The sequence below is a fragment of the Falsihalocynthiibacter sp. CO-5D18 genome (genome assembly GCF_041205445.1).
Classification (GTDB): Bacteria; Pseudomonadota; Alphaproteobacteria; order Rhodobacterales; family Rhodobacteraceae; genus Falsihalocynthiibacter; species Falsihalocynthiibacter arcticus.
Map to the genome: position 1 here is coordinate 407686 of NZ_JBGFCF010000002.1, position 11917 is coordinate 419602.

The following is an 11917-nucleotide window of genomic DNA, read 5'->3' on the forward strand; positions in this document are numbered from 1 at the left end:
TCCTATTGCGCCAGACCGACGGTTTGCAAAGCGACCCGAATTTCATCGAGCACGACCGGATCGTCAATGGTTGCGGGCATTTTGAAATCTTCGCTGTCGGCGATTTTAACCATGGTCGCCCGAAGAATTTTCCCCGAACGGGTCTTTGGCAATCTTTCAACCACAATTGCCGTTTTGAAGGCCGCAACAGGCCCGATTTTTTCGCGCACCAGCTTGACGATTTCGGCGGTAATTTCACTGTTTGGACGTGTCACACCTGAATTGAGACACAACAAGCCCAGCGGCATTTGACCTTTCAGCGCGTCGGCAACACCAATAACGGCACATTCCGCAACGTCCTGATGGCTGGCCAAGACCTCTTCCATCGCCCCCGTCGAAAGCCGGTGGCCCGCAACGTTGATGACGTCATCGGTGCGCGCCATAATATAGAGATAGCCGTCGTCATCGATATAACCCGCGTCGCCGGTTTCGTAATAGCCGGGGAAGTGTTCCAAGTAACTGGACATAAACCGCTTTTCGGCATTCCAAAGCGTTGGAAGTGTGCCCGGCGGCAGGGGAAGTTTGATGGCAATTGCCCCAAATCCACCCGTCGGCATTGGGTGACCGCCTTCGTCCAAAATCTGAACGTCATAGCCGGGCATCGCAACCGAAGGAGAGCCGAGTTTTACCGGTAGCTCCTCAATTCCCATAGGGTTCGCAGCGATCGCCCAGCCTGTTTCGGTCTGCCACCAATGGTCAATCACCGGAACGTTCAGCTTTTCCTGCGCCCATGTGATGGTGTCTGGGTCTGCCCGCTCGCCCGCCAAATAAACGGTTTTGAGGCAGGAGAGGTCGTATTTTTTGATAAACTCCCCTGTCGGGTCTTCGCGTTTTACAGCACGAAAAGCCGTTGGTGCAGTGAAGAAACTTGCGACTTTGTGCTCGGAAATAACTCGCCAAAACGTTCCCGCATCGGGGGTGCCAATTGGTTTGCCCTCGAACACAATTGTGGTGTTCCCATGCACAAGCGGACCATAGCAAATATAGCTGTGTCCAACCACCCAACCAACATCCGATGCGGCCCAAAAGACTTCGCCTGGGTCGACGTTGTAGACGTTTTTCATGGTCCAGTTTAGCGCAACAAGGTGTCCGCCGGTGGAGCGAACGACGCCCTTTGGGGCGCCTGTTGTGCCGGAAGTATAGAGGATATAGGCGGGATGGTCACCCGAAACGGGAACGCATTCTGCCGGGGCTATGCCATGCTGAAATCCGTGCCAATTAAAGTCACGTCCCTCGATGAGTTTTGCAACCTCTTGTTCTCGTTGAAGAACAACGCAAAAATCAGGCTTGTGTGTGGCAAGGTCGATCGCGCCATCCAGCAAGGGTTTATAATGGACGACCCGTCCGGGCTCGACCCCGCAGGAGGCGGCGATGATTGCTTTTGGTTTTGCGTCGTCAATCCGCACGGCAAGTTCATTCGCTGCAAATCCGCCAAAGACCACCGAGTGGATCGCCCCAAGGCGCGCGCAGGCAAGCATAGCTTCGAGCGCCTCTGGAACCATAGGCATATAGATAAGGACGCGGTCGCCTTTTTCGACACCTTTGGCCCGCAAAGCCCCCGCCAAGCTGGCCACGCGATCCCGTAACTCTAGGAACGTGATTTCGCGTTTGGTATGGGTGATGGGGCTGTCGTAAATGATGGCGGTTTGATCCGCGCGGCCATTCTCAACATGACGGTCAACGGCGTTGTAGCACGCGTTTACTTGTCCGTCTTTGAACCATTCATACAGGGGAGCATTGTCGTCAAAGAGCGCTTTGCTTGGCTTTTTAACCCAATCAATACCTTCGGCGGCCTGCATCCAAAATGTTTCGGGGTCGTTCTTCCACGCTTCATAAACCCGGGTGAAACCCATGGTTGATCCTCCTCAGAATCGCGCTCTCTAGGCATTGATAGCGGCGCTGGAACGGGGCGGCAAGGGGATACAGGTGTCTTGACCTGCGCCCGATTGCCGCCCCACATTTTATTCGTAATATTCAACCGGTGTACCGGAAATCGCACTCATATTGAGCAAGCCGCGCGCCGTGATTGAGGGCGTAACGATATGTGCCTTGTTGCCCATGCCCATCAGGATGGGGCCGACCTCAAGTCCATTTGCCTTCATTTTCAAGATGTTACGAACCCCGCTGGCTGCGTCGGCATTGGTGAAGACCAGCACGTTGGCAGCCCCCTCAAGACGACAATCCGGAAAAATACGCGCTCGAACGTCGGGGTCAAGGGCTGCATCAATGTGCATTTCCCCCTCATAGACAAAACTGCGGGTTTGGCTGTCGAGAATATCAAGCGCCGCGCGGGCGCGTTCGCCTGTGCCGCCGTTTAAGTTGCCAAATTGAGAGTAGGAACAAATAGCAATTTTGGGAGCGACACCGAACCTTTGCACGTGTCGCGCAGCGCCAATCACGCTTTCGGCAATTTGCGCGGGCGTCGGTTCAAGATGAACATGGGTGTCGGCAATAAAGAGCGGCCCGTCCTCAAGGATCATCATCGAAAGCGCGCCTACAGGGTGCAAGCCGCCTTCCCCCGTTCCCAAAATTTCCTGCACATATTTCAGGTGCCAGAGGTATTGGCCAAAGGTTCCACAGATCATACTGTCGGCTTCGCCGCGTTGAACCATGATGGCACCAATGGCGGTATTATTGGTGTGCATAATGGCTTTGGCGATATCCGGAGTGACGCCATGCCGCGCCATAAGCTTATGATATGTCTGCCAATATTCGCGATAACGTGAGTCATTTTCGGGGTTAACGAGGTCAAAGTCACGCCCAGGTCTGATGTTGAGGCCAGCGCGTTCACAACGGCTTTCGATCACGTCTGGACGACCAATCAGGATGGGCTTGTCGGTCATGTCCTCTAGCATCGCGCTAGCCGCCCGCAAGACGCGCTCGTCTTCGCCCTCGGCAAAAACGATTTTTCGCTCTGCGGTGGCGGCAGCCATGAAAACAGGGCGCATAATGAGGGCGGATCTAAAGACGGAACCATCCAATTCACGTTTATAGGCATCCAAATCTTCGATGGGACGTTCGGCAACACCGCTGGCGGCGGCGGCTTTGACAACGGCGCTGGCCACGACCCCAATGAGACGTGGATCGAAGGGTTTTGGGATCAAATAGTCGCGCCCAAATGTCATTTGTTCGCCTTGATAAGCGGCGGCGGCCTCGGCGCTAGTGGTTGCGCGGGCCAGTTCGGCAATACCTTCGATACAGGCAATTTGCATTTCGTCATTGATCACAGTTGCGCCCGCATCCAGTGCACCACGGAAGATGAAGGGGAAGCAAAGCACGTTGTTCACTTGGTTGGGATAATCGCTACGCCCGGTTGCAATAATCGCGTCTGGCGCAACTTTGCGCACGTCTTCGGGCGAAATTTCTGGGTTCGGGTTGGCCAGTGCGAAAATTATCGGCTGGCTGGTCATTTTTGCGACCATTTCAGGCTTCAAAACTCCGGGGCCTGAGAGGCCAAGGAAAAGATCCGCACCGCCAATAACGTCATCCAACGTCCGACTGTCACTGGCTTGGGCGAACTCGGCTTTCTGAGGGGTCATTTCTTCGGTGCGGCCCTCGTAGACAAGACCTGCGATATCACAAAGCCAAACATTTTCGCGCTTGAGGCCAAGTTTTAATAGCATGTTCAGACACGCAATCCCTGCGGCGCCGCCACCCGTGGACACAACCTTGATGTCTTCGAATTTCTTGCCCGTGACTCGCAAAGCATTGGTTGCCGCGGCCCCGACAACTATGGCGGTTCCGTGCTGGTCGTCGTGAAAAACGGGAATGCCCATGCGCTCGCGACAGATTTTCTCGACGATGAAACAATCGGGCGCTTTGATGTCTTCAAGGTTGATCGCGCCGAAGGTTGGCTCAAGGGAACAGATAATATCTGCCAGCTTTTCGGGATCAGATTCGTTGATTTCGATGTCGAAACAGTCGATATTCGCGAATTTCTTAAAGAGGACAGCCTTGCCTTCCATGACAGGCTTACTGGCAAGGGCGCCGATATTGCCCAAGCCCAAAACGGCGGTCCCATTGGTTACGACGGCCACCAGATTGCCACGCGAAGTATACTTGCGCGCCGTTGAGGGGTCTTTTTTGATCTCGAGGCTGGCCTCGGCCACGCCTGGACTATAAGCGCGGGCAAGGTCGCGGCCATTGGCCAGTGGTTTCGTCGCGCGTATTTCCAGTTTTCCGGGTTTTGGAAACTCGTGATAATCCAAGGCTGCTTGCCGGATTGTGTCATTTTTTGCGTCACTCATGGTGGGCCTCCCATATATAGTTTAGCATTAAACTACCTGCCATACTGCCTATCTGAACGGCTTACACTAGGTCAATACGCCCCACTTGCAAATAAATTACGAATTACCGTTTCCCTTGCATCCCTTCTGGGGGCGGGGCAATATTGACCAATAGGTAAAATGAGGTTCTAAATGCCCCTTCTTAAAGCTGCAACTGATGTTCAAGCTCGTGCGTACGCGCCTTATTCAAACTTCAAAGTTGGCGCGGCCCTACGAGCGGCATCTGGCGAGATTTTTTCTGGATGTAACGTCGAGAACGTCGCCTATCCTGAAGGAACCTGTGCCGAAGCAGGCGCGATTGCGGCAATGATTGCGGCAGGCCAAACCGAGATCACCGAGGTTTTGGTGATTGCGGATTCTCCCTTGCCCGTAAGCCCATGCGGTGGGTGCCGCCAGAAGTTGGCGGAATTTGCGCAGCCAGAAACCAAAGTCACCATGACGACGCTTGAGGGAAATTCGCAGACGCTCACGATGGGGCAGCTTTTACCCGGAGCCTTTACGCAAGCTCATATGGAAAATACCTAAGTGGATGCGCGCTCAATCATAGCCTGTTTACGGTCGGGGACTACTCCGAGTGGGGCGGAAATTGAGTGGTTTGCGCAGGGTTTGGCGAGCGGTGCCGTTTCGGATGCACAGGCGGGCGCATTTGCCATGGCGGTTTGCTTGAACGGGTTAACGGACGCGGGCCGTGTGGCGCTGACGGAAGCAATGTGCAACAGCGGCGAGCGACTAGAGTGGGCGCTTCCGGGGCCGATTTTAGACAAGCATTCCACGGGCGGCGTTGGCGATTGCGTGTCGCTTTTGCTTGCGCCCGCCCTTGCGGCTTGTGGGGCCTTCGTTCCGATGATTTCAGGGCGTGGTCTTGGCCATACCGGCGGGACACTAGATAAGTTGGAAGCCATTCCGGGTGTCTCGACGGAGCTTTCGACTGAAGATTTTCAGCAGATCGTCGGCGACATCGGCTTTGCCATCGCCAGTGCCAGTAGCAACATCGCGCCCGCGGATCGCCGCCTTTATGCCATTCGAGATGTGACATCGACCGTCGATAGTATCGATCTGATCACAGCATCGATTTTGTCCAAGAAATTGGCGGCAGGCCTTGAGGGGCTGGTTTTGGATGTGAAATGGGGTTCAGGAGCGTTCATGCAAACGCCGGATGACGCGCGTAATTTGGCACAAACCTTGGTGCAAACGGCAAACGGGGCAGGAACGCCCACGACGGCGCTTGTGACCGATATGAACCAACCCTTAGCAACGAGTATGGGCAACGCGCTTGAGATCATTTCCGTGATGGAGTTGCTAACAAACCCTAAAGCGGCCCCCTTGATTGAGTTGACGGAGCAGTTGGGCGGGAGCTTGTTGCATTCCGCGGGGCAGGCGAGTGATAGCATAATTGGCGCGCTTCAGATAAGACAGGCGATCAATGGAGGCCATGCCGCCGAAGGTTTTGGGCGCCTAGTGGCGCGCTTAGGTGGACCCAAAGATTTCGTCGAATGTTGGCGCGATCGTTTGCCCGCCGCGCGGTGTGTGCTGGGGGTAGAAGCGCAAGTCGACGGGTTCGTTCAGGCCATCGACGGTCAGGCCTTGGGCAATATCGTCGTTGCAATGGGCGGAGGGCGGCTTGTTGGCAGCGACAAGATTAACCCCGCCGTGGGCCTTTCGCAAATCGCCAGACTGGGGAGTTTCGTTGAGGCGGGGACATTGCTCGCGATGGTCCACTGCGAGAGCGAGGCGCAAGGGCTGGCCTTTTGCGAGGCTGTGGCACGAGCCATTACTTTGGGGGCTGACGCGCCAAAACCCTATGAACTTGTATTCGAAAAGGTGACCTAGATGGCACGAGCATTTCTTATTGTACTAGATTCTGTTGGGTGTGGCGGCGCACCGGATGCGGTCGATTTTGGTGACGAAGGGGCAAATACGCTCGGCCATATTGCCGCTGAATGTGCGGCAGGAAATGCCGAGGAAGGGCGCTCCGGCGCGCTTTCCTTGCCAAATCTGGCCTCGCTTGGCCTTTGGCATGCGGTCGAGGCCGCGTCGGGGGCGACGTTTGCCGATAAACTCACGGATGTGACGGGCAAATGGGCGGCGGCCACCGAAGTTTCGATTGGCAAGGATACGCCCTCGGGGCATTGGGAGCTTGCGGGGTTGCCCGTCCCTTGGGATTGGCATTATTTCCCCAAAGAGAATTCTTTTGATGATGACCTTTTGTTTGAGGTTTGTAAAGCGGCGGGGACGGGGGGAACGCTTGGAAACTGCCACGCCTCAGGCACCGAAATTATCGAGCGGGAAGGCGCGCGTCACTTGGAAACGGGCTGGCCGATTTGCTATACCTCTGCGGATAGCGTGTTTCAAATAGCCGCCCATGAAGAACGTTTTGGTCTGCAAAATCTTCTCGATCTTTGCAAAAAATTGGCACCGATGCTACATGAAATGAAAGTGGGTCGCGTCATCGCGCGCCCGTTTGTCGGATCAGTCAAAGACGGGTTTACCCGCACGTCCAATCGCAAAGACTTCGCGATTATGCCCCCCGCGCCCGCTCTTTGTGACTGGGTTCACGACGCTGGAAAACACGTTTATGCTATTGGAAAAATTGGCGATATTTTTTCGATGCGCGGAATTGACGAGGTTGTAAAAGGCGATGATCTCACGCTCATGCAGCGCCTTCTAGAGCATGCGGACGCCGCCGTAGATTCAAGCCTGACCTTTGCGAATTTCGTCGAGTTCGACAGTCTGTATGGCCACCGTCGGGATGTTTCGGGCTATGCGCGCGCCCTTGAATGGTTCGACGCTCAAATCCCAGATTTCATTGCGCGGTTGCGTTCCGATGATTTGGTGATATTCACCGCGGACCATGGAAATGACCCCACTTGGCAAGGCACGGATCACACGCGCGAACGCGTGCCTGTTTTGATTTGGGGAGCAGGGATGGGCGAAGTCGGACTTTGCCAATTTACAGATGTTGCAGCCACGCTTGCGCATCATCTTGGGGTGCCCTCGGACGGGCCCGGAAGGAACTTAATATGAGCTTTTCTAAGCTGAAAAAAGTTGAATTGCATTTGCACCTTGAGGGGGCCGCGCCTCCTGCATTTATCCGCAGCCTTGCAAAAGAAAAGAACATGTCCATCGACGGTGTTTTTGACGAGAATGGCGCCTATTCCTACACGGATTTTTGGGATTTTCTGAAGGTCTATGAGGCGGCAACCGCATGCCTTAAAACACCCGAAGACTATGCGCGTTTAACATCCGCCGTTCTTGAAAATTGCGCTGAGCATGGTGTAGTTTACGCTGAGACATTTTTAGCACCCGATTTTTGCGGCGGCGGCGATGTTGTTGCGTGGCGCGAGTATTTGCATGCGATGCAAGAGGCTGCTGACAAAGCCGAAAAAGACTCTGGAATTATTCTGCGCGGTATCCCCACGGTCGTCCGCCACTTTGGCCCTGATGCGGCCAAGAAATCCGCGAAATGCGCCGTTGAAACGGCGGGCGATTGGGTCGTCGGGTTTGGCATGGGCGGGGACGAGAAATTCGGCACGCCGTCTGATTTCGCATACGCGTTTGATATGGCGCGGGAAGCGGGTTTGAAAATCACGTCGCACGCCGGTGAATGGTCCGGCCCCGAGGAAATACGAGCCACGATTCAAGACCTCAAAGCCGTACGCATTGGCCACGGTGTGCGCGCAATCGAAGATGCGGCATTGGTGCGAGAAATCGTTGAGAAGGATATCGTGCTTGAGGTTTGCCCCGGCTCGAACATAGCGCTTGGTGTCTATGCGGATTGGGCGAGTCATCCGATCCAAAAGCTCCGTGATGCTGGCGTAAAGGTTACGGTTTCCACCGATGATCCACCCTTCTTTCACACCACAATGACAGACGAATATGAAATGCTTTCGCGCACATTCGGTTGGGATGACGACACCTTCCGCGCCTTAAATATTGGCGCGGCCGAAGCGGCATTTTGTACCGACGCCACACGCGCCCAAATTCTCAAAAAACTGGAGGCCTAAAATGAGCCAGCACCTAACCGTTGTGAACCATCCCCTTGTGCAACATAAACTGACATTGATGCGTGAGAAAACGACGTCGACCGCTGTATTTCGCCAGTTGTTGCGGGAAATTAGCCAGTTGCTAGCCTATGAGGTCACCGCTGATTTGCCGATGACTACCCAAACGATTGAAACCCCTATGCAGGAAATGCAGGCCCCCGTTTTGGATGGGAAAAAGCTTGCTTTGATCTCTATTTTACGTGCGGGCAATGGCTTGCTTGATGGTGTTTTGGAGTTGATCCCATCGGCGCGCGTTGGTTTTGTTGGGTTGTACCGCGACGAGAAAACGCTCCAGCCTGTTCAATACTACTTCAAGGTTCCCACAGAGCTAAATGACCGTCTTGTTATCGCGGTAGATCCAATGCTAGCCACTGGAAATTCATCGGTTGCGGCGATTGATCTTCTCAAAGGGGCAGGAGCTGAAAACATCCGTTTCTTGTGTCTTTTGGCAGCCCCAGAAGGGATCGCGCGGATGAAAGAAGCGCATCCTGATGTGCAGATCGTTACTGCATCTGTGGATGAACGCCTTAATGACGCTGGATATATTGTTCCGGGACTAGGAGATGCGGGTGATAGGATGTTTGGCACAAAATAGGCGAACATTTCCTTTACTAAATTAGTCTTTTGCTGCATCCTCGCACAATATATTGTGTGGGGGCACAAAATGCACCGTTTAAAATATTCTGTCGCCATCGTCTTATCAACCCTGTTTTCTGGGGTTGCTGTTAACGCAGCAACGCTCTCGAGTTCCGATGGGCCTGCTGAAATTCCACCCGCAAGTTATACGGCCGCGCAATATGTGGACAGCAACGGGTGTGTCTTTATCAGGGCAGGTGTGGGACGTTCGATCACATGGGTGCCGCGCGTAACACAGAGCCGAAAATTGGTCTGTGGGTATAAGCCTTCCCTGCAGGGTCGCGCGATCCAAGACACAGTCCAAGTGTCGAACACACCCTCAAAGAGCAGTTCCGCGAAGCCCGGTAAACCGTTGGCAACCACGGCTCTGATTGCCGCGCCGGCGGTTAGAAGTGTTCAGGTTACGCAGGCGCCCAAAGCAGTCAAAAGAGTGCCGTCCACTCAAACAGTTTTGACGCAGGCGCCCGCCGCTTCTCCCGTCCCTCGGCTTCCGGCTGGATATAAACCGGTGTGGGACGATGGGCGTTTGAATCCGAAGCGCGGAATTGGAACCGCCCGTGGCGAGGCGGAAATGTTGAAAGTGTGGACCAGTACCGTACCGATGAAACTGGTGGCCGAGAATGGCCAAGATGTGGAATTAAAACAGGCGCATTTGCGGTATAAGGCCGCAAACGGGACAGGGCGAACAGCGACGGGTACAAAGACCGTACCCAAATCCATACGTGTCGCAAAAGCGACGCCAAGTCGTACCGTAGCCGTGAAATCGGGCGGGCGTTTGATTCAGGTTGGCGCGTTTGGCGTGGAAAGCAATGCGCAAGCGACGATCAGAAAGTTCCAGAAAATGGGGCTTCCTGTGGCTGTGCAAAACACGAAACGAAATGGCAAAAGCTTGCAGGTTCTCTATTTGGGGCCATTTGCGAGCAACTCAGACATTAAGGTTGGGTTGAATGCCGCGCATTCCGCTGGGTTCAAAGACGCCTTCGTTAAGTAGGGTCTGTCCAAAACCTAAGATTGGCAAATCTCTTGAAGCGCGACCCATTCGCCATCTGTGATGATTGCGTCTGAGGCCTCTTGTGGAATAGGGTCCGCTTCGATCAAGGGCAATGTCGTTTCCCCAGATATATCAACCGAATAGGCATAGGGCGTCGAGGGCAAATTCGCGGCCTCAAACCTCGCGAGAAGCGGTTCCGGATCGACCGGTGCGAGCGGTTGTGCCAGCAGTTTTTCCGCGTGTCGGGTGAGGGCAGGAATGCTGATCTGGCCCGATGTTAGGAAGCGGAACGTGCCGCGCACACCGAGATCTTGCAAGAGTTCATAAAGCGGGTCGTTGTTTTTTGCGCGCTCGAGTTCGGCCAAAACATAGCCAGATACCGAATTAGGATCCTCAAAATCCTCAACCAATCGACGGTTTAAAATGATATAACCACCTGGCAAATTCACGGATGTTTCGACGCCCGTGCGCACGACCACAAGTTTGTTGCGCTCTGCTCCCAAATGTTGCGCCATTTTGGAGAGCGCATTGCTGGCTTGAGGCTGTGTGCAGGGGTGCCCTGAAACGCGCCGAATTTGTTGGAAAAGGTCATCGCCGATTTTAGTGCGCTGGGCTTGGGGTGTGATGCTGGTTGCGTATTCGACCATTGCGTTTGGAAGCCAGAAAACCATCAACCCCGTGAAAGCGGCGAGGATGCTGGTCGTGAGAACAAGCCGCAAGCGCCCGGGTTGTGGACGCCGCCGATCGATGACTTTAAGCACCCTCTCGATGGCTTCGATGGCAAAGGTCTCATCAAGTTCAAGCGTCTCCCCTCCTTCTACATCCGGACTATAGATCGCGGGGTGCTCTCCGGGATTTCGCCGTGATATCGCGGGAAGGGACCAGTGGGTCAAGGCGCGCTCGGCTTTATCTTTTAGAACAAGGGTCGCATTTCCAAAGCTCACAATGACTTCACGCTTGTGGTCTTCGGGCGTTTCGCGCCAAAGACCCGTGGTTTCGAGCCGATCGTATTCTGATAATGCGGTCATGTGGGCTCTGCGCTGCCTCTTGAATGAAAGTAGCCTAACTTAGGGAGGGGGGATCAACAAGTTCGCAAACGACAATTCCTTTATTTCAGGGCGGGACATCCCGTAATTTAGGTAGATATACCAGAAACATAAGACGCCGTACACGCGTGAGGCTAGTATCCTTGTAGGGAGTTTTGTAAAACACGATATGATTATTTCGTCTGGGCGCCAGTTTCTCTTTGTTCATATTCCCAAAACGGGGGGAACCGCCCTGAGCCTTGCGCTTGAGGGGCGTGCGATGAAGGATGATATTCTGATTGGGGATACGCCAAAAGCCAAGGCGCGGCACAAACGCCAGCGTACTCAATTCCCCTATATACGGATGAACAAACACGCCAATTACTCGGTGGCTATGAGGCTGGATGAGGATGTTCCAAGCTATTATTGCTTCACGTTGGTGCGAAATCCTTGGGATCGTTTGGTGAGTTACTATCACTGGCTGCGTGTCCAAAGTTTTTCGCATAGGGCGGTTACCTTGGCCCAGACCCTCCCGTTTGCCGCGTTTATCCGAGCGCCCTCGATTATGGCGTCGCTGAAATTAAACAACTATGCGTCCTATATGAGTGGTGCACAGGATGCACATTTCCTGCGGTTGGAGCATTTGGAAACAGACCTGCTGCCCCTTTGGGAACATCTCGGGTTTTCGCTTTCGCCGATTGCGCAGGTGAATACTTCGGAGCGTAAAGCAGATTATCGGAGCTATTATACGGATGCTGATGCGGAGCACGCCCGCCTTCTTCTGGCCGCAGATGTTCAACAGTTTGCCTATTCATTTTCTTAGAGTGGCTCTGAATGTGAGACAATTTCGCTCTTATTCCGCAATTGGATTCTGTTGGGAAACAGTGCCGCATTTTA

Annotated in this window: 10 protein-coding genes; 7 read left to right on the top strand and 3 right to left on the bottom strand. The window is 54.1% G+C overall.

Annotation, left to right across the window (positions count from 1 at the left end; all coding sequences use genetic code 11):
• Positions 1-2 precede the first annotated feature (2 nt).
• Together prpE and AB9F27_RS04525 are read right to left on the bottom strand one after the other, a co-directional pair.
• Positions 3-1892, bottom strand: a complete 1890-nt coding sequence (gene prpE, locus AB9F27_RS04520) for a propionate-CoA ligase PrpE (RefSeq protein ID WP_335584965.1) — start codon at positions 1890-1892, stop codon at positions 3-5.
• Positions 1893-2000: 108 nt separating this feature from the next.
• Positions 2001-4286 carry an NADP-dependent malic enzyme gene (locus tag AB9F27_RS04525; protein ID WP_335584964.1) on the bottom strand — a complete coding sequence of 762 codons (2286 nt, stop codon included), beginning with the start codon at positions 4284-4286 and terminating at the stop codon, positions 2001-2003.
• Positions 4287-4457: 171 nt separating this feature from the next.
• Between AB9F27_RS04525 and cdd the strand changes: the two genes are divergently transcribed.
• The 6 genes from cdd (at position 4458) to AB9F27_RS04555 (ending at position 9995) form a co-directional block, all read left to right on the top strand.
• A complete protein-coding gene (gene cdd, locus AB9F27_RS04530) occupies positions 4458-4850 on the top strand; it encodes a cytidine deaminase (RefSeq protein ID WP_039002709.1) in 393 nt (130 codons plus the stop codon).
• Entirely contained in the window at positions 4851-6155 is a 1305-nt protein-coding gene (locus AB9F27_RS04535) for a thymidine phosphorylase (protein ID WP_335584963.1), read from the top strand.
• Positions 6156-7349, top strand: a complete 1194-nt coding sequence (locus AB9F27_RS04540) for a phosphopentomutase (RefSeq protein ID WP_335584962.1) — start codon at positions 6156-6158, stop codon at positions 7347-7349.
• Entirely contained in the window at positions 7346-8329 is a 984-nt protein-coding gene (locus AB9F27_RS04545; RefSeq protein ID WP_335584961.1) for an adenosine deaminase, read from the top strand. Before AB9F27_RS04540 ends, AB9F27_RS04545 begins: the two co-directional genes overlap by 4 nt.
• A 1-nt stretch (position 8330) precedes the next feature.
• Positions 8331-8963, top strand: coding sequence for a uracil phosphoribosyltransferase (gene upp, locus AB9F27_RS04550; RefSeq protein WP_039002705.1), 633 nt, complete (start codon positions 8331-8333; stop codon positions 8961-8963).
• Positions 8964-9032: 69 nt separating this feature from the next.
• Entirely contained in the window at positions 9033-9995 is a 963-nt protein-coding gene (locus tag AB9F27_RS04555; protein WP_335584960.1) for an SPOR domain-containing protein, read from the top strand.
• 14 nt (positions 9996-10009) lie between these two features.
• Here AB9F27_RS04555 and AB9F27_RS04560 read toward each other — a convergent pair whose 3' ends face one another.
• On the bottom strand, positions 10010-11023 hold the full coding sequence (locus AB9F27_RS04560; protein ID WP_335584959.1) for a hypothetical protein: 1014 nt from the start codon (positions 11021-11023) through the stop codon (positions 10010-10012).
• Positions 11024-11210: 187 nt separating this feature from the next.
• Between AB9F27_RS04560 and AB9F27_RS04565 the strand changes: the two genes are divergently transcribed.
• Entirely contained in the window at positions 11211-11843 is a 633-nt protein-coding gene (locus tag AB9F27_RS04565) for a sulfotransferase family 2 domain-containing protein (RefSeq protein ID WP_335584958.1), read from the top strand.
• The last annotated feature ends 74 nt before the right edge of the window (positions 11844-11917 follow it).